This window comes from Nocardioides islandensis (assembly GCF_015352455.1).
In the GTDB taxonomy this organism is placed as follows: domain Bacteria; phylum Actinomycetota; class Actinomycetes; order Propionibacteriales; family Nocardioidaceae; genus Nocardioides; species Nocardioides islandensis.
The window spans coordinates 165,456-181,519 of sequence record NZ_JADKPN010000009.1 but is presented as its reverse complement, the minus strand read 5'-3'; the positions used below and the strand labels follow the sequence as shown (position 1 = coordinate 181,519).

Genomic DNA, 16,064 nt, shown 5'->3' with positions numbered 1-16,064 from the left:
CCGGATCCAAAGCTCCCCGGGAAGGTGACGCCATGAGCGACATGTCGAAGTTGGAGAAGGCGAAGGCTGCCCTCGAGGCGCGAGACTCCGTCGCACGCGCGGGCTCGTCCAGTGCCGCAGTGGCAGCCGCGATGCGGCGCTACCTGAGCGCCGAGCGGTACCACGAGCTCAAGGACGAGCCGCACACGCCCGAAAGCCGGCGGGACCCGGCCGACGACGATGCGTGAGCCCGGGCTCGGCGGCTGGTGGGACCAGAAGACCTGACCGGAGGGACCAAGGCCACTGGTCCGGGGGTCGGGAGCCAGCAGAGTCTGGAGACATGCCGAGCACCCGCGACCTGCTCCAGCGGTTCCGACCTGCTGCGACACCGGGGGCGGCATCGGCGGCGGGGGTTCCGGTCGACCGTCACGACGAACGCGGGGCGGAGCTCGCCGGGGTGTTCGCCGCCCTGGCCGCGACGGTCGAGCAGTCGGAGCGGATCCGGCGCCAGGCACTCGCCGAGGCCGACCGGCGTCGAGTAGCTGCCCGTGCCGAGGCGGCGGCCAGGGTGGCTGCCGCTCGCCACGAGGCCGAGGCGTGGCGGGCGCAGGCGGTCGCGCAGGCCCGTGAGGACATCGCGTCCTCGGCCCGGGGCAGGGTCGCCGCGGCCGAGCAGCGCGCCCGCGAGATCGAGCGGCAGGCAGACCGCACCCGCTCCCAGGACGTGGCCGCCGTCGTCGCCGCCGTGCGCACGCGGGCGCTGCAAGCGGGTCGGGCGGGGGTCGGGTCGTGAAGCCGAGCTGGGTCGCGGGAGGTGTTCGTGCCCGGTCGCTGGCACGCCGGAGGTACGGCGCCGGCGCCGCCTCGTCGCTGGCCTCGTGCGGTTCGTTGAGCCAGGCCCTGGAGCGGCTGGCGGCTACGCCGTACGGACACGAGGTGCGCCCGGGGATGTCGCTGGCCGAGGCCCAGCTCGCCGTCTCGGGGACCACACTGTGGCACTACCGCGTGCTGGGCGGCTGGGTCCCGAGCGAGGGGGTCCAGCTGCTCCGGGTCCTGGCCGCGGGGTTCGAGATCGCGAACGCCGACCGGCTCCTGAGCTCCTGGGGCGACGAGGGCGCGCGTGACGCAGCCCCGGCCTACCGGCTCGGTGCCCTGGCCACGGCGTGGCCCCGACTCGAGCGCGCAGGATCGGTGCCCGCGCTGCGCGGCGTGCTCGCCGCGTCGCCGTGGGGCGACCCCGGCGACGACTCCCCGTGGGCGGTGCGCGTCGGCATGCGGCTCTCCTGGGCGCACCGAGCCGTCGCACTCCTGCCGACGCGATGGGTGCTGGGGGCCACCGCCCTGCTAGTGGCCCGCGAGGTCTTCGCGGCCGGGCACGCGTTCGGGCCGGCAGCACGGCGAACCGCTGAGTCCCTCCTCGGCGTTCCCGCCATGGCGGCGGGCACGGTGAGCGACTTCGTCAGCGCGTTGCCACGAGATGCCTCGTGGTCCTTGGCCGGGCTGACCGATGAGTCCGGCCTGTGGCTGGCCGAGGCCGGGTGGTGGAAGCAGGTGGAGCGCGATGCGTTCCACGACCTCCGGACCGCCCCGCTCGACGCCGCCACGCTGGTCGGTGCCGCCGCGGTGCTGGGTGTCGACGCCTGGCGCGTCCGGGCCGCTCTCGAGGTGGCCGAGCGCGGCGGGGCAGGACGGGAGGTCTTCGATGCCGTGGCGTGAGGCCGTCGAACCGGTGCGGATGGAGCGGGTGGCCGTGGTGGCGCCGCGCCCTCTGCTGCGTGACGTCCTGGTCGTCGTGGCCGACTCGGGGCAGGTGGAGCTGGACGCACCGGTGGAGACCGGGCGGGTGCTCGGTCCGGCTGCGCGTCGGCTCGAGGACATGCCCGTCGACCAGGCGCTCGTCCCCGTCCTCGCGCAGCACGCGGTCGACCCGGATCGGCTGGTCGAGCTGGGACGGGTGGACCTGCTCGCCGGCGAGGCGGCGCTGCAGACCCTGGCGGCGGACGCGATGGAGCGCGACGGCGTCACCGCGCTCACCGGCTGGGCGGTGGCGGGCGCCCTGCCCGGCCTTCGTGCGGTCCTGACGCCGCTCGGCGGCGCAGTGGTCCGTCTGGAGGCACCCCCGGGCGTGGACCCGCCCACCCTGCTGCCCGGACGGAGCCCGCTGCACCAGCACTTCTCGCCCCTCGTGGCCACCTACGGGACCGTGCCGTACGCCGACGTCGACCCGACGGTCGTGGCGGGGATCGCGTACGTCGCGATGTTCGGGATGATGTTCGGCGACGTCGGCCACGGACTTCTCCTGGTCGTTGCCGGACTGCTGCTGCGCTCGCGCCCCCACGGCCGCCTGGCCAAGGTCGCCAGGGCCTGGCCCTTCGTGCTCGGGGCAGGGGTGGCGGCCACCGCGGTCGGCTTCTTGTACGGCGAGGTCTTCGGACCCACCGGTGCCCTCGAGCCGGTGTGGTTGTCGCCCACGGACGAGCCGGTGACCGTGCTGGTCGCCGGGATCGCCGTCGGCGCCGTGCTGCTGGCCGGCGCCTACGCCCTCGGCACGCTGAACCGCCGGCGCGAGGGCGGCTGGCCGCTCGCCCTCTATGCGCCCTCGGGGGCTGCCGGCATCGCCCTCTTCCTCGGCCTCGGCGCGATCGCCGTCGGCTGGTACTTCGACGGAACGTGGGGTCACTGGCTGGTCCCCGTCGGTGCCGCGGTGTGGGCGGTCGGGCTGGTCCTGGTGTTCGTGGGCCTGCTGTACGGCGCGGGGTTCAGCGCCACCGGCGCGGTCCAGGCCTTCGTGGAGCTGCTCGACACGGTCATCCAGGTCGGTGCCAACCTGCTCTCCTTCGCCCGGCTGGCCGCCTTCGGGCTCGCCCACGCCGCGCTGTCGGGCCTGGTGTGGCAGGCGACCCGGGACCTCGCCGGCGGCGGGCTCCTCGGCTGGGTCTGGTCGGCCCTCGTCTTCCTGCTCGGCAACGCCGTCGCGTTCACGCTCGAGGCCCTGGTCGCCGCCGTGCAGGCGCTCCGCCTGGAGTACTACGAGCTGTTCTCCCGTGTCTTCCAGGGCCAGGGACGGCCCTTCCGGCCCTGGCACATCCCCATGGTGTCGACGCTGTCGGCACCCGATCGATCGGAGTCCCCGTCATGACCACCTGGCTGATGATCGTCCCCGTGGCCGCGCTGGTCGGCGTGTCGGCTGCGTTGCTGTGGCGACACCGGAGCCGCCGCACTGTGCAGCTGTTGCTCGTGGTCAACGGGCTGCTCGGACTGGTCGCCCTCGGGTTGCTGATCGCCGCCTCGGCGGGTGGGCCGGCGCAGGCGCAGCCCGACCAGCTGGTCGCCGCCGCCGCGACGGCGAGCGACACGGGGGCCAACTGGGCTGCTCTGCTCGGCGCGGCCATCGCGGTGGCGGGCTCGTCGATCGGTGCCGGCGTCGCGGTCGCCTACACCGGCGCGGCGGCGCTGGCCGCGATCAGTGAGCGGCCCGAGATCTTCGGCCGGGCGATGGTGATCGTCGGGTTGGCGGAGGGGATCGCCGTCTACGGCCTGATCGTGTCGATCATCCTCGTCGGGAAGGCGTGACCAGGATGGCACGCGTCGCAGTGATCGGGGAGCGGAGCCGGGTCCAGGGATTCGGCCTCGCCGGCGCCGAGGTCCGCCCGGCGGCGGGACCTGCCGAGGTCCGCGCGGCCTGGTCCGGTCTCGGCGCGGACGTCGCCGTGGTGGTGCTGACCCCGGCCGCGGCCGCCGTTCTCGCGGGCACGCCCACGGGCGACCGCCTCACGGTGGTGATGCCGGCATGACGAGGTCGCACGGCACGATGGACGCGGAGCTGGCGCCGGTGTGCGAGGCCCTGCTCGGGCTGGCACGCTCCGAAGCCGACGCGGTGCTGGCACAGGCCGACCAGCAGGTCGCCGAGGAGCGCGCGCAGGCGACGGCGCTGGCGGACGAGCTGCTGGACCAGGCGCGGGCGCAGGCCGCGGCCGACACCGCCGTCCTGATGGCGGCGGAGGAGTCGCACGCGCAGCGCCGGGCGCGCACGGTCGAGCTGCACGCCAGGCGGGCGGCGTACGACGCCCTGGTCGCCGCCGCCGCCGCAGCCGTCCGTGCCGAGCTGGCCACGGATCCCGATGTCGTGGCCGCGTTGAGCGAGCGCGCCCTTCTCGAGGTGGGCCCGGACGCCGTGGTCACGCGGACCGCCGATGGCGGACTGGTCGCGGAGGCCGGCGGTCGGCGGCTCCGCCTGCCCCTCTCCGCCCTGGTGGAGGACGCCGTTGCCGACCTGCTGGCGTCACGAGGCACACCATGAGCGCCGCGACCGCGACGACCGGCACGATCGCGCGGGTGAGCGGCCCCCTCGTCGAGGTCGAGGGTCTCGCCGGCGTGGCCATGTTCGACGTGGTCGACCTGGGACCGCGTGAGCTGCCGGGCGAGGTCGTCAGCATCCGCGACGGCGTGCTCACCGTCCAGGCCTACGAGTACACCGGGGGGCTGCGCCCCGGCCATCCGGCGCGGGCCCGGGGGGAGCCCCTCTCCGTCCCGTTGGGGCCGGGACTGCTGGGCCACGTGTTCGACGGGCTGCTCCGGCCGCTCTCCGGCATGCCGGCGTTCCTGCCTCCCCGGCCGGTGGGGGGCGGGACCACCCCGGGCGAGTGGCACTTCGAAGCCGCAGCCGACCCCGGCGCGCGGCTCGCCGAAGGGGACCGGCTCGGCACGGTGGACCCCCACGGGGCGATGCCGTTGCCGATCCTGGTGCCTCCCCACGTGTCCGGCGAGCTCACCTGGGTCGCAGGCTCGGGGACGTACGCCGCCGACGCGGTCGTCGCCCGTGTCGGTGACACCGACGTCGCGTTGACCCAGCGCTGGCCCGTCCGGTTGCCACGCCCGTACCGGTCGCGCGGGTACGACGCCCGGCCCCTGCACACCGGACAACGGGTGGTGGACCTGCTCTTCCCGGTGGCCCGGGGCAGTGCTGTCGGTGTCCCCGGAGGGTTCGGGACCGGCAAGACCGTGCTGCTCCAGCAGATCGCCAAGTGGTGCGACGCCGACGTCATCGTCTACGTGGGGTGCGGCGAGCGTGGCAACGAGATGGCGGAGGTGGTCAGCGAGCTGTCGGAGCTGCGCGACCCGCGTACCGGAGGCCCGCTGGCCGAGCGAACGGTGGTGATCGCGAACACCTCGAACATGCCGATGATGGCCCGGGAGTCCAGTGTCTACACCGGCATGACGGTCGCCGAGTACTTCCGCGACCAGGGCCGGCACGTGGTGCTGATCGCCGACTCCACCTCCCGCTGGGCCGAAGCCCTGCGCGAGCTGGCCTCGCGCACCGGCACGATGCCGGCCGAGGAGGGCTACCCGGCCGACCTGGCCTCGTCGCTCGCCGCCTTCTACGAACGGGCAGGCGAGGTGACGACCCTGGGAGGCACCGTCGGCTCGGTCACGGTGATCGGCGCCGTCTCGCCCCCTGGTGGCGACCTGACCGAGCCGGTCACCTCGCAGACGGAGCGCTTCGTCCGGTGCTTGTGGTCGCTCGACCACGACCTGGCCTACGCGCGCCACTACCCGGCGCTCTCCTGGACCGGATCATTCTCCCGTGACGCCGACATGCTCGGCGGCTGGTTCATCCACCACGGCGATCCCGAGTGGGCCCGGCGCCGTGCCCGGATGTCCGGGTTGCTGGCCGAGGCCGACCGGTTGACGTCGCTGGCCGAGCTGGTGGGCGCGGGGACGCTGCCCGGGCACGAGCGCGTCGTGATGCTCGCCGGCCGGCTGCTGAGGCTCGTCGTCCTCCAGCAGAACGCGCTCAGCCCCAACGACGTCACCTGCGGACCGGCCAAGGGTGCCGCGCTCGGCGACGCGGTGCTGGCGGTCGTCGACCAGTGCGAGCGGTTGGTGGAGTCCGGCGTGCCCGCGACAGCCGTCGAGGAGGTCGACTTCGGCCCCCTCGTCAGGGCCAGGAGCGACACCGGCGCCGACGACGCCGAGGGCGTGAACGCCTTGCTCGACGAGGTCCTCAAGAGACTGGCGCAGCTGACATGAACACGACCTGGGGCGAGATCGAGCACGCCGGGCTGCACGAGATCCGCGGGCCACTGGTGCTGGTACGCGGTGTGCAGGGGGTCGGATGGGACGAGTCGGTCCGGCTTCGCTCGACGTCGGGTGACACCCGCGCCGGGACCGTCCTGGAGGTGGACCGCGACCTGGCCGTCGTCCAGGTGCTGGAGGGTACGCAGGGTCTGGACCTGGAGGGCACCACCGTCGGGTTCGCCGGCGAGGTGCTGCACGTCCCGGTCGGCGACGCCTGGCTCGGCCGGGTGTGCAACGGGCGGGGGGAGCCGCTCGACGGCGGGCCGCCGGTGCTGGCCGGCACCCGGGCCGCCGTGGGCGGGCAGCCGATCAACCCGACCCTTCGCGAGCCGCCGCGCGACCCGGTCATGACGGGGGTGTCCGTCGTCGACGCCCTGACCACGCTCGTCCGCGGCCAGAAGCTGCCCGTGTTCTCGGTCGCCGGCCTGCCCCACCTGCAGCTCGCCACCCAGATCGCGGCGCAGGCGTCCGCCGGCGACGAGCCGTTCGCCGTCGTGTTCGCCGCGATGGGGCTGACCCACGCCGACGGCGCAGCCGTCATCGACGCGCTCGAGGAGCGCTCTGCCCGCGGTGAGCTGGTGCTGCTGCTCAACACCGCGGACGACCCCGTCATCGAGCGCCTGCTGACCCCGCGCATCGCGCTGACGGTGGCGGAGCACCTCGCCTACGCGGGTGGTCGTCACGTGCTGGTGGTGATGGCCGACATGACCAGCTACGCGGAGGCCCTGCGCGAGGTCTCCGCCGTACGCGGTGAGATCCCCGGCCGCCGGGCCTATCCCGGCTACCTGTACAGCGACCTGGCCTCGCTTTACGAACGGTGCGGGCGGATCCGCGGGCTGCCCGGTTCGGTGACCTTGCTGCCCGTGCTGACGATGCCGGCGGGGGACATCACCCACCCGGTGCCGGACCTGACCGGCTACATCACCGAGGGGCAGGTCGTGCTGTCCCCGGAGGTGCACGCGCGAGGCATCTACCCGCCGGTGGACCCGCTCGCCTCCCTCTCGCGGCTGATGCGCCATGGCGCCGGGGCCGGTCGCACCCGCCCGGACCATCTCGACCTGGCCGCCCAGCTGCTGGCGGCGCTGTCCCGGTCCAGGCAGGTGCGGGAGCTCGCCGAGCTGCTGGGCGCCGCAGCGCTCAGCGAGACCGACCAGCAGTACCTCGACTTCGAGGGTGCCGTCGAGGAAGGACTGCTCGACCAGGGGACCACGGAGTCCCGCTCCCTGGACGACACGCTCGACCGGGCCTGGCAGGCGGTGGGCAGGCTCCCACGTCGTGAGCTGTCCGCCCTGGATCCGCTGATGGTCGCGGCACACCTCGATGTCGCGGCCGATCGCGGGGTGGGGGAGGAGCCATGAGCAGGCTGCGTGGCCAGCCCCCCGGACGGGCCGGGCTGATGTGGCTGCGGCACCGTCTCGGGCTGGCGCACCGGGCGGCCTCGCGGCTGGACCAGAAGCTGCAGATCCTGCGCACCGAGCAGGCGGCGTTCGGCCTGCTCCTGGAACGTTCCGGGCGTGCCTGGACCGAGGCGATCGGCGAGGCCGAGGAGTGGCTGCTGAGGGCGGCACTGCTCGGGGGACAAGAGGGCCTGCGGCCACCGGACGGCCAGCCGCCGGCGGAGGTGTCGATCACCTGGACCAACGCGCTCGGGACGACGTATCCCTCGCGCGGGAGCTGCACGACACCGACGCCGGACCCGCGTACTGCGACGGTGTCGCCGGCCGCGCTGGTCGAGGCCACGGCGGCCTATCGCCGGGCGCTCGAGGCCGCCGTTGAGCAGGCGGTGGTGTCCGCTGCCTCGCGGGCGATCGACGCCGAGGTGACGATGACCCGGCAGCGGCTGCGGGGGGTGCAGGACCGCTGGGTGCCGCGGCTGGAGGGTGCGCTCGCCGAGCTGCGGCTGAGCCTGGACGAGACCGAGCTCGCCGAGCACGTCCGTCTGCGGTGGTCGGCCGACCGGGAGCGGGTGGCGCGATGACGCAGCGGATCCTGGTGGCCGCCGACGACTCGCCCGCAGGGCTCGAGGCGGCACGGTGGGCGGTCGACCTGGCGGGTCGCTACGGCGCAGCGCTCCGGGTGCTGCACGTGCTCGCGGACTCCGACGTGACCCGGGCCTTGGGCACCTCGGGAAGCCCGGGCCTGGCCGAGCGGCGTCGCGAGGCGGTGCGGTCGCTGTTCCACCACGTGTCCGGGCTGGCGGCCGCCGCAGCGGTCGAGGTCGAGACCGTCGAGCTCAGTGGCGAGCCTGCGCACCGGATCCTCGAGCAGGCCCGTGGGTGGCCGGCCGACCTGGTCGTGATCGGGCGCGGTGAGCGCCACGAGGCCGGGGGACCGTGGGTCGGCAAGGCGACCCGGATGGTGCTGGAGTTCGCCGAACAGCCGGTGCTCGTCGTGCCCGCGGCCCGGTCGCGGGACCGTGGTCACGTTGCTCGCCACGGGGGTGATCACTAGTGCTATCGACTCGCGATGGTCACCGTGCGAAAGTCAGGGTGACCGACCTGTCCGAAGGTGGTGGCCGATGAGGCTCTTCCGTGCGATCCCAGTGTCCGTGCCAGTGTCCCTGATGGTGTCCCTGCTGGCCTGCCTGGTCGCTGCCGGCGCCGTGCCGGTCCAGGCGGCTGCGCCCGCGGCCACGCGTGCCACGCCGACCCTCGTGGGCATCCGTGCTGCCCACCATCCGGGCTTCGACCGGATCGTCTTCGAGTTCGAAGGGGGACTGCCCTCGGGCCACGACGCGAGGTACGTCACCAAGCTCGTCGGCGACGGCTCCGGTCTGCCGATCCGCATCGCCGGCCGCGCCATCCTGCAGGTCGGCTTCACCCCGGCCCGGGCCCATGACGCGCAAGGGACGACGGTGCCGAGGCGCCTGGCCTTCGCCCTGCCGAACGTCATGACCGCCGTCCGTTCGGGCGACTTCGAGGGTGTGACGACGTACGGCATCGGCCTGGCCAAGAAGACGCCGTTCCACGTGTCCACGCTGCAGGGCCCGAGCCGGGTCGTCATCGACATCCGGGCGGCGTTCCCCACGGTGCAACGCCAGGTCTTCTTCTTCGACAGGGACAACTTCGTGGACAACGTCGAGCCCTTCTTCAGGCCCGTGCTCCGGCCGGTCCTGGCGAGCGCCCCGGCCACCGGAGTCCTGGACCGACTGTTCGCCGGACCGCTGGCCGGTGAGAAGTCCGACGGCCTGCGGCTGCTGAGGTCGCACGCGCGAGGCTTCGCCGACCTGGTCGTCACGGGCGGGGTCGCGAGGGTCCGACTGACCGGTGGCTGCAACAGCGACGGCTCGACCGTGACCGTCGCGGGCGAGATCATGCCGACGCTGAGGCAGTTCTCGAACGTCGACGTGGTGAAGATCCTCGACCCCGCGGGCAGCACCGAGAGCCCGGCCGGGGACACGGACTCGATCCCCGCCTGCCTGGAACCCTGACCGGGCGTCGTCGCCCCCAGGTCCATGGTCCTGCGTGTTCGGGGCCGAGGACTCGCGCGGCCGCGGGCAGCCGCGGTCGATGCTGGGGGGAGAGGGCGGAGGTGGGCCCGATGACGATGGTCATGGACCGGCATCGCGCCGGATGGTGCCCGACGGGCGGGCCGACGCACCTGTGCGTGGTCGACACCGACGTGGACATCGCCCTCGCCGGAGGCGTGGTCCTGCGTGGCCACCTGGACCTGCCCGCCGGTGCCGCCGGTGCCGTGGTCTTCACCCAGGGGAACAAGAGCCACCGTCACGGTCTGCACCACCAGTACGTCGCGCACCGGCTGCAGCTGGCCGGTCTGGGCACCCTCCTGGTCGACCTGCTCGCGCCGGACGAGGCGAGTGAGCATCGCAACCTCGCCGACATCCCGCTGCTCGGGTCACGGGTGGGCCAGATCGGACGATGGCTGTCGGCACAGGACGAGACGGCGTCGTGCCGGTTGGGCTACTTCGGCGCGGGCACCGGTGCCGGCGCCGTGCTGTGGGCTGCTGCCGAGCCGGACAGCCGGGTCGACGCCGTCGTGTCCCTCGGCGGACCTCCCCACCTGGTCGGTGAACGACTGTCGTGGGTGAAGGCGCCGACGCTCCTGATGGGGGGATCCGCCGACGCGGAGCTGGACCACTACCTGGCGACGCGGGCACGGATGCGGTGCCCCTCCCGTCTCGTGGTGCTTCCCGGGGTCACCCGTGAGCTCGATCTGCCCGGCACCCTGGACGAGGTGGCCGGGTTGGCCTCGACGTGGCTGGCCGGCCTCCTGCTCGACGAAGGCGCCGGGAGCCCGGGGCGCCGAGCCTCCTGACGCGGCCCCGCCTCGCCCGCGATGGGCACGCACCGGGACCAAAGCCTCTGCCGCTGCCGGGCGTCGGGGCGTCAGGCTGGACGAGAAGGAGGCATCACCATGTACGCACACAAGGGAGACCACATCGTGATCCGCAACCCGCGGCTCGGCGGCGTGGTCCGGGACGGGGAGGTCCTGGAGGTCGCTCACCCGGACGGCTCGCCGCCGTACCGGGTCCGGTGGTCCGACAACGGGCACGAGTCGTTCTTCTTCCCGGGACCTGACGCCTACATCGACCACGGTGACGTCCCGGCGCCGTCCAGCCCCGACAACGCCTGAGGTCGTTGCCGCCGCCGACCGGTGGACCCCGGCCGTCGCCGGGGTCAGCTCTCCGGGAACCCGGACTCGGTCAGCTGACTCACGATCTCCTGGAAGCGCCGATCGAGCAGCGCCTTGTCGACGAGCACTCCGGGAGCCTGACGCGCCGTTCGCTCCGAGCGCTGCTTGCGTCGCGCAGCCCGTGCTCTCGACAGCAGCGTCAGGGCAGCAGGGGACGTGACCCCGACGGCCACCCCCGCCAGCAGCCCGTACAGCGGGTGCAGCTGGCACAGACCCACGAGCACCAGGACGGCCAGCGACGCGTAGAGGCTCCACCGGACGGCGGACGGCAGCTCCATCCCGGTCTCGAGCGAGATCCCCCAGATCGTCGCCAGGGCGAACATCGACAGGGCCAGGTACACCAGGACGAGCGGGAGCAGACCGAGCGTGCGACCCGCCACGAACATCCCCACGGCCGTCGCCGCGCCGGCGACGAAGGGCCAGATCCTGGTCGACCACAGCGGCCGTCGTGGGGTTCTCCTGCGGTGGGTTCGAGCGTTCATGGGAGAACGCTCCGAGATCGTGCCCCGCACCGGCAGGGCCGTTGTGACGGATCTCTCGTGACCAAGGTCCCGTCCTCCGCGCGGGCGTCGCCGTCGCATCCCGTGCGGGAGTCCCGGACGCCCGGGTCCGAGGACCCTGCCGAGCGGGCCGGCGCAGGAGGACGGTGGTCACCAAGGTGATGGAGGAGGTGCACCGTGTGGGACCTGTTCCCCCGCAAGGTCGTCGTCGGGGTCGAGACGGCCGGTTGTCTTCCTGCTCTGCGTGCGGCGGCGCAGGAGGCCGAGCGGCGTCGTTGCGGAGTGCATCTGTTGCACGTGATCGAGCCGGTCCACGCCAGCCATTCACGGATCGAGGAGCTCGAGCAGGTCGCCGCTGAGCTGCGTCACGCCGGGCTCGCCGTCGTCGAGGACGCGGCCCACGCCCTCGAGCCGCTGGTGCCGGACGACCTGGTGGTGAGCACCGAGCTGTGCCACGGCGCGGTCGTGCCGTCGCTGGTCGAGGCCAGCGCCCACGCCTGCTTGCTCGTCCTCCACCAGCGCGGCAAGCAGCACCGCCTCCTGTCCACGATCCAGGCCGTGGTGGCCCAGGAGCAGTGCCCGGTCCTGGTCGTCCCGCCCGACCCGCCCCAGGAGGACCCTGCGCACGCGCCCTGCGTCGTGGCCGGCGTCGACGACGCACGCCGCTCCGGACGCCTGGTCGAGGCTGCCCTCGCCGAGGCGGCCCGTCGGCAGGCCCGGCTGCGCCTGGTGCACGGGCTCACGGCTCGTGACGAGCGCACCGAGGACATGGACGCGGCGGCGCGGGAGGCGTGGTTGCGCTTGAGGCACCGCCTGCTCGACAAGGAGCTCGGCGACGTCTGCCGAGGTCGGCCCGATGTGGACGTGGACCTCGAGATCGTCCCCCAGGCCCCCGCCACGGCGCTGGTGGCGCGTGCGCGGGACGCAGACGTGATCGTGGTCGGTCGCGGGCACGGCGAGCAGCCGTTCGCCCGGCGTCCGGGCCCGGTGACGACGGAGGTGCTGAGGCGCGCCACCTGCCCCGTGCTGGTCGTGGACGGGGAACGGCGGGACCTGGGCTCGCGCGATCGCGAGCCGGCTCAGGTGGCCGTCCCCTGAGCCGTGGCGGGTGAGCCTCCCCTACTGGCGGTCGTCACGGCTCGGACCCGGCTTCCGGCACGACGGCGACGACGCCGAGTGAGCGCTCGACGACCGAGAGGGCGGTGGTCCCCTCGAGGACCTTCGTCACCAGGTCGTGCGTGGGGCGGCCGACGACGAGGAGGGCATCCTCGGGTGTCCAGCGCACCAGGCAGTCGTCGGCCAGACCCCGTCGCAGCTCGAAGAGGACGGTCACGTCGGGGTACTTCTCGCGCAGGCCGGCGACCGACTCCGCCAGCATGGCTCCCACCCCCTCGGTGTCGTCGACGGTGACGAGTGGGCGCTCGGCCAGGGACTCCGGGACCAGCCACAGGGCGTGCAGGACCGTCAGCGGCACGCCGTAGACGGAAGCCTGGTGGAAGGCGAACTCGGTGACGGGCACCGACGACGCGGTCCAGGCGGCGCCGACCACGACGCGCCGGGGCCTCCCGCCGCCGGCCGGGCCACGGCAGACGACGACCGGACAGGCAGCGTGGGCGGCGACGTACCGGCTCACCGAGCCGAGCACCATGCTGGCCACCCGCCCGCGACCGCGAGACCCGAGGACCACGAGGTGCGTGCGGCGCGATGCGTCGACGAGTGCCGTGCGCGCGTCGGTCTCCACCAGGACCACGTCGACGGCCAGGTCGGGGTCGGCCTCGGTCACCGCCGCCGCGCTGCGTGTCAACAAGGCGAGGTCGGCCGTGCGCAGCCGGTCGAACAGCGCGACGTGGTCGACGTCGGCGTCCAGCATCAAGGTCGTGCGCAGCAGGGACTCGCCGCCGCTGTGCAGGAGGGTCAGCGGCCGGTTCTCGGCGCGGGCCTGCTCGACCGCCCAGGACAGGGCTCGCGCCGACCCCTCGGATCCGTCGATGCCCACCACGATCGATCCCTGGCGTGGCGTCTCTCTGCTCGTGTCGGTCATGGTCGAAGCCTCCATCGCCGGCCGCCGTCCTGGTACGGCCAGGGGTCCTCCCCGGCGGGACCAAGGACCCGCGGAGCAGCACGGGCTCCGTGACGTCACGTCGTGACGACCAAGGAGCCGCTGACGCGGCCCCCGGCGAGGTCCTCCAGGGCCCGGTCGACCTCGTCGAAGGGGTACGACGTGGCGTGCACCTCGATCGACAGGCGGCCGGCGAGCCGGAGCAGGGCCTCCCCGTCGGCCCGGGTGTTCGAGGTCACCGACCGCACGTTCTTCTCGAGGAAGAGATGTCGGCCGTAGTCCAGTGAGGGCACCGCGCTCATGTGGATCCCGGCGAGCGCGAGGGTCCCTCCCCGGTCGAGCGCCTCCAGCGCGGGCGGGACCAGGTCCCCGGCGGGGGCGAAGACGATGGCGGAGTCGAGCGGACGTGGGGGTGCGTCACTCGGCCCGCCCACCCAGACGGCGCCGAGCCTCCGCGCGAGCTCCTGGCTGTCCCGGCCGCGAGTCATCACGTAGACCTCGGCTCCCGACGCGCGGGCCACCTGCGCGGTGATGTGGGCGCTCGACCCGAAGCCGTAGATGCCCAGCCGCCCACCCGGCGGGAGCTCCGCGCGCCGGAGGGCGCGGTAGCCGATGATGCCGGCACACAGGAGCGGGGCCGCCTGGGTGTCGGCCAGGCCCTCGGGCAGCCGGTAGGCGTAGGCGGCGGGCACGACGGCGTACGTCGCGAACCCGCCGTCGGCATCCCAGCCGGTGTACGCGGACCTCGGGCACAGGTTCTCGGCGCCGGCGCGGCACCACCGGCACTCGCCGCACGTCCGTCGCAGCCAGGCGATCCCGACCCGGTCACCGACGGAGAACCGGTCGACGTGCTCGCCGACCCGGTCGACGAGCCCGACGACCTGGTGGCCGGGCGCCACCCCCGGCCTGCGCGGCGCCAGGTCCCCCTCGACGAGGTGGAGGTCGGTCCGGCACACGCCGCACGCCGTGACCCGCAGCCTGACCTCGTCCGCGGCCGGGGCGGGGACCGGCTTGCTGCCGAGCCGCAGCGGACGGTCCCCGACCGGGGCGGGCGCAGGCAACGTCCAGGCTGTCATCTGTTCTTGCATCGGACGCTCCTCTCGCGCGTCAGGCACCGGAGACCGCGTGTCGGTGCCGACCAACCTGCCCGATGGGGCGCGGCGCCGGTAGGGACCACGGTCCTCCGTGGGCGCCGGCATTCAGGACCGGCGCGGAGCGCTCGGGGACCTTGTCCTCTGCATCGGATGGTCGGGACGGGCTGTGCTGGAGATGGAACCCACAACAGAAAGGAGGCACCAGTGACCACCACTCCCGCCGTCCACCGTGACGGCGTCTCGCTGGTGAGCGAGCTGATGAGCTGGTTCGGCAACGTGCCGATGCAGCCGGAGATCAAGGTCGAGGAGTACCAGGAGGGCGAGCGCCGCATCGTCCGCGCGGACCTGCCCGGTGTCGACCCCGACAAGGACATCGCCGTGACCGTCGACGACGGCCTGCTCCGCCTGCACGGTGAGCGCCGGGCCGAGCAGCACGACCGCTACCGCACCGAGATCCGGTACGGCAGCTTCGAGCGCGTGCTGTCGCTGCCTGCGGGCACCAAGCCCGAGGACGTCACCGCCGAGTACGCCGATGGCGTGCTGACGGTGTCGATGCCGCTCGCCACGACAACGGCGCCCCAGCAGATCCCCGTCACCCACCGGGAGCCCCCGGTCGAGTGACCCGGACCATCGCGGCGTCGGCCCGCCCGGCCTGCGAGGCCGGGCGGGCACTCCGGCGCCGGCACCAGGGGGAAGCACCCCCGACCGACCGGACCTAGGAGCATCACCATGTCCACCCTGCTGATCAGCGTGCTGGCCGTCGCGGCGGCGGCCGCTGTCGTGCTGGCCCTGTCCCTGCGTGTCGTGAAGCAGTACGAGAGGGGCGTCCTGCTCCGCCTCGGCCGCGTGCACGACGTCCGCGAACCGGGACTCACCTTCATCATTCCTGTGGTCGACGTGCTGCGGCGCGTGTCGCTGCGGACCATCACCATGCCCATCCAGTCGCAGGGCATCATCACCAAGGACAACGTGAGCATCGACGTCGCGGGGGTCGCCTACTTCCACGTCGTCGATGCGGTGAAGTCCGTCGTGGTCATCGAGAACGTGGCGACCGCGGTGAACCAGATCGCCCAGACGACCTTGCGCAACGTGGTCGGGCAGCACACGTTGGACCAGGCGCTCTCCGAGACCGACGCGATCAACCGGAGCATCCGCGAGATCCTCGACCGGACCACCACCGAGTGGGGTGTGCTGGTCACCCTGGTCGAGCTGAAGGACATCCAGCTCCCGGAGAGCATGAAGCGGGCCATGGCCCGCCAGGCCGAGGCCGAGCGCGAGAAGCGCGCCAAGATCATCGCCGCCGAGGGCGAGTCCGCTGCCGCAGCCGCGCTGGGCCAGGCCTCGGACACGATGATGGCCCACCCGCTGGCGCTCCAGCTGCGCAACCTGCAGAGCCTGGTCGAGATCGGGGTGGACAAGAACACCACCGTCGTCTTCCCGGCCCCGCTGATGAGCACCATCGCCGACCTGGGTGCCTTCCTCCGCCGCGAGAACCAGGCGGCCGCACCGGTGGCTCCCGGGGCTCCCGGCACGGTCGAACCGAAGGCGGCGGATGCCATGGGGTGGCCTGATGACCAGCTGACAGGCGTCGCCGGCGCCGTGGGTGGCCGGGCGATCGTCGGTCGGGCGGGTCGGTGAACCGTCACGGAAGCGCCCGTACCTCGACGGTCGCACACCAGGGTCCTTTGCCTCTGTCGAGGG

At 73.5% G+C, this 16,064-nt stretch carries 20 protein-coding genes; 17 read left to right on the top strand and 3 right to left on the bottom strand.

Translation table 11 applies throughout. From position 1 onward, the window contains the following. Nucleotides 1-32: 32 nt before the first annotated feature. The 14 genes from ISU07_RS15405 (at nt 33) to ISU07_RS15340 (ending at nt 10,650) form a co-directional block, all read left to right on the top strand. Nucleotides 33-227, top strand: coding sequence for a hypothetical protein (locus tag ISU07_RS15405; protein ID WP_194707702.1), 195 nt, complete (start codon nt 33-35; stop codon nt 225-227). A gap of 92 nt (nt 228-319) precedes the next feature. Then, the gene (locus ISU07_RS15400) at nt 320-772 is read left to right on the top strand and encodes a hypothetical protein (protein ID WP_194707701.1); all 453 of its coding nucleotides are present in this window, start codon (nt 320-322) and stop codon (nt 770-772) included. Beyond that, entirely contained in the window at nt 769-1,695 is a 927-nt protein-coding gene (locus ISU07_RS15395; protein ID WP_194707700.1) for a hypothetical protein, read from the top strand. The genes ISU07_RS15400 and ISU07_RS15395 overlap by 4 nt, the downstream gene beginning before the upstream one ends. Continuing rightward, nucleotides 1,682-3,118 (top strand): V-type ATPase 116kDa subunit family protein, encoded by a 1,437-nt coding sequence (locus ISU07_RS15390; RefSeq protein ID WP_194707699.1) that lies wholly within the window; start codon nt 1,682-1,684, stop codon nt 3,116-3,118. Before ISU07_RS15395 ends, ISU07_RS15390 begins: the two co-directional genes overlap by 14 nt. Continuing rightward, nucleotides 3,115-3,552: an ATP synthase subunit C gene (locus ISU07_RS15385; RefSeq protein ID WP_194707698.1), complete on the top strand. Its 438-nt coding sequence runs from the start codon at nt 3,115-3,117 to the stop codon at nt 3,550-3,552. The genes ISU07_RS15390 and ISU07_RS15385 overlap by 4 nt, the downstream gene beginning before the upstream one ends. Before the next feature lie 5 nt (nt 3,553-3,557). Continuing rightward, the gene (locus ISU07_RS15380) at nt 3,558-3,773 is read left to right on the top strand and encodes a V-type ATP synthase subunit F (RefSeq protein ID WP_194707697.1); all 216 of its coding nucleotides are present in this window, start codon (nt 3,558-3,560) and stop codon (nt 3,771-3,773) included. Beyond that, nucleotides 3,770-4,279: a hypothetical protein gene (locus ISU07_RS15375; protein ID WP_194707696.1), complete on the top strand. Its 510-nt coding sequence runs from the start codon at nt 3,770-3,772 to the stop codon at nt 4,277-4,279. The genes ISU07_RS15380 and ISU07_RS15375 overlap by 4 nt, the downstream gene beginning before the upstream one ends. Next, the gene (locus ISU07_RS15370; protein ID WP_194707695.1) at nt 4,276-6,009 is read left to right on the top strand and encodes a V-type ATP synthase subunit A; all 1,734 of its coding nucleotides are present in this window, start codon (nt 4,276-4,278) and stop codon (nt 6,007-6,009) included. The genes ISU07_RS15375 and ISU07_RS15370 overlap by 4 nt, the downstream gene beginning before the upstream one ends. Next, nucleotides 6,006-7,415 carry a V-type ATP synthase subunit B gene (locus tag ISU07_RS15365; protein WP_194707694.1) on the top strand — a complete coding sequence of 470 codons (1,410 nt, stop codon included), beginning with the start codon at nt 6,006-6,008 and terminating at the stop codon, nt 7,413-7,415. The genes ISU07_RS15370 and ISU07_RS15365 overlap by 4 nt, the downstream gene beginning before the upstream one ends. Further along, entirely contained in the window at nt 7,412-8,035 is a 624-nt protein-coding gene (locus tag ISU07_RS15360; RefSeq protein ID WP_194707693.1) for a V-type ATP synthase subunit D, read from the top strand. Before ISU07_RS15365 ends, ISU07_RS15360 begins: the two co-directional genes overlap by 4 nt. Beyond that, nucleotides 8,032-8,508, top strand: a complete 477-nt coding sequence (locus ISU07_RS15355; protein ID WP_194707692.1) for a universal stress protein — start codon at nt 8,032-8,034, stop codon at nt 8,506-8,508. Before ISU07_RS15360 ends, ISU07_RS15355 begins: the two co-directional genes overlap by 4 nt. Before the next feature lie 91 nt (nt 8,509-8,599). Beyond that, nucleotides 8,600-9,487: an AMIN-like domain-containing (lipo)protein gene (locus ISU07_RS15350; RefSeq protein WP_194707691.1), complete on the top strand. Its 888-nt coding sequence runs from the start codon at nt 8,600-8,602 to the stop codon at nt 9,485-9,487. Between the two features lie 110 nt (nt 9,488-9,597). After that, nucleotides 9,598-10,332, top strand: coding sequence for a dienelactone hydrolase family protein (locus tag ISU07_RS15345; RefSeq protein ID WP_194707690.1), 735 nt, complete (start codon nt 9,598-9,600; stop codon nt 10,330-10,332). Between the two features lie 99 nt (nt 10,333-10,431). Next, complete coding sequence (locus tag ISU07_RS15340) at nt 10,432-10,650, top strand: DUF1918 domain-containing protein (protein WP_194707689.1); 219 nt, start codon at nt 10,432-10,434, stop codon at nt 10,648-10,650. A gap of 44 nt (nt 10,651-10,694) precedes the next feature. On the opposite strand, the gene ISU07_RS15335 is transcribed toward ISU07_RS15340, so the two are convergent. Then, nucleotides 10,695-11,192 (bottom strand): hypothetical protein, encoded by a 498-nt coding sequence (locus ISU07_RS15335; RefSeq protein WP_194707688.1) that lies wholly within the window; start codon nt 11,190-11,192, stop codon nt 10,695-10,697. Nucleotides 11,193-11,387: 195 nt separating this feature from the next. Here ISU07_RS15335 and ISU07_RS15330 point away from each other — a divergent pair, with 195 nt between their 5' ends. Then, a complete protein-coding gene (locus tag ISU07_RS15330; protein ID WP_194707687.1) occupies nt 11,388-12,308 on the top strand; it encodes a universal stress protein in 921 nt (306 codons plus the stop codon). A gap of 34 nt (nt 12,309-12,342) precedes the next feature. Here ISU07_RS15330 and ISU07_RS15325 read toward each other — a convergent pair whose 3' ends face one another. Further along, nucleotides 12,343-13,251 (bottom strand): universal stress protein, encoded by a 909-nt coding sequence (locus ISU07_RS15325; protein WP_194707686.1) that lies wholly within the window; start codon nt 13,249-13,251, stop codon nt 12,343-12,345. 95 nt (nt 13,252-13,346) lie between these two features. Then, nucleotides 13,347-14,357 carry a zinc-dependent alcohol dehydrogenase family protein gene (locus ISU07_RS15320; RefSeq protein WP_228521974.1) on the bottom strand — a complete coding sequence of 337 codons (1,011 nt, stop codon included), beginning with the start codon at nt 14,355-14,357 and terminating at the stop codon, nt 13,347-13,349. A 210-nt stretch (nt 14,358-14,567) separates the two neighbouring features. Between ISU07_RS15320 and ISU07_RS15315 the strand changes: the two genes are divergently transcribed. Both ISU07_RS15315 and ISU07_RS15310 read left to right on the top strand, forming a co-directional pair. Next, nucleotides 14,568-14,984 carry an Hsp20/alpha crystallin family protein gene (locus ISU07_RS15315; protein WP_194707685.1) on the top strand — a complete coding sequence of 139 codons (417 nt, stop codon included), beginning with the start codon at nt 14,568-14,570 and terminating at the stop codon, nt 14,982-14,984. A 108-nt stretch (nt 14,985-15,092) separates the two neighbouring features. Next, entirely contained in the window at nt 15,093-16,001 is a 909-nt protein-coding gene (locus ISU07_RS15310; RefSeq protein WP_194707684.1) for an SPFH domain-containing protein, read from the top strand. Nucleotides 16,002-16,064 lie beyond the last annotated feature (63 nt).

Bases quoted from the DNA above. Each gene is read 5' to 3' on its own strand.
- ISU07_RS15405 (WP_194707702.1), top strand. From the start codon at position 33: ATGAGCGACATGTCGAAGTTGGAGAAGGCGAAGGCTGCCCTCGAGGCG.
- ISU07_RS15400 (WP_194707701.1), top strand. From the start codon at position 320: ATGCCGAGCACCCGCGACCTGCTCCAGCGGTTCCGACCTGCTGCGACA.
- ISU07_RS15390 (WP_194707699.1), top strand. From the start codon at position 1,682: ATGCCGTGGCGTGAGGCCGTCGAACCGGTGCGGATGGAGCGGGTGGCC.
- ISU07_RS15385 (WP_194707698.1), top strand. From the start codon at position 3,115: ATGACCACCTGGCTGATGATCGTCCCCGTGGCCGCGCTGGTCGGCGTG.
- ISU07_RS15380 (WP_194707697.1), top strand. From the start codon at position 3,558: ATGGCACGCGTCGCAGTGATCGGGGAGCGGAGCCGGGTCCAGGGATTC.
- ISU07_RS15375 (WP_194707696.1), top strand. From the start codon at position 3,770: ATGACGAGGTCGCACGGCACGATGGACGCGGAGCTGGCGCCGGTGTGC.
- ISU07_RS15370 (WP_194707695.1), top strand. From the start codon at position 4,276: ATGAGCGCCGCGACCGCGACGACCGGCACGATCGCGCGGGTGAGCGGC.
- ISU07_RS15365 (WP_194707694.1), top strand. From the start codon at position 6,006: ATGAACACGACCTGGGGCGAGATCGAGCACGCCGGGCTGCACGAGATC.
- ISU07_RS15360 (WP_194707693.1), top strand. From the start codon at position 7,412: ATGAGCAGGCTGCGTGGCCAGCCCCCCGGACGGGCCGGGCTGATGTGG.
- ISU07_RS15355 (WP_194707692.1), top strand. From the start codon at position 8,032: ATGACGCAGCGGATCCTGGTGGCCGCCGACGACTCGCCCGCAGGGCTC.
- ISU07_RS15345 (WP_194707690.1), top strand. From the start codon at position 9,598: ATGACGATGGTCATGGACCGGCATCGCGCCGGATGGTGCCCGACGGGC.
- ISU07_RS15340 (WP_194707689.1), top strand. From the start codon at position 10,432: ATGTACGCACACAAGGGAGACCACATCGTGATCCGCAACCCGCGGCTC.
- ISU07_RS15335 (WP_194707688.1), bottom strand. From the start codon at position 11,192: ATGAACGCTCGAACCCACCGCAGGAGAACCCCACGACGGCCGCTGTGG.
- ISU07_RS15325 (WP_194707686.1), bottom strand. From the start codon at position 13,251: ATGACCGACACGAGCAGAGAGACGCCACGCCAGGGATCGATCGTGGTG.
- ISU07_RS15320 (WP_228521974.1), bottom strand. From the start codon at position 14,357: ATGCAAGAACAGATGACAGCCTGGACGTTGCCTGCGCCCGCCCCGGTC.
- ISU07_RS15310 (WP_194707684.1), top strand. From the start codon at position 15,093: ATGTCCACCCTGCTGATCAGCGTGCTGGCCGTCGCGGCGGCGGCCGCT.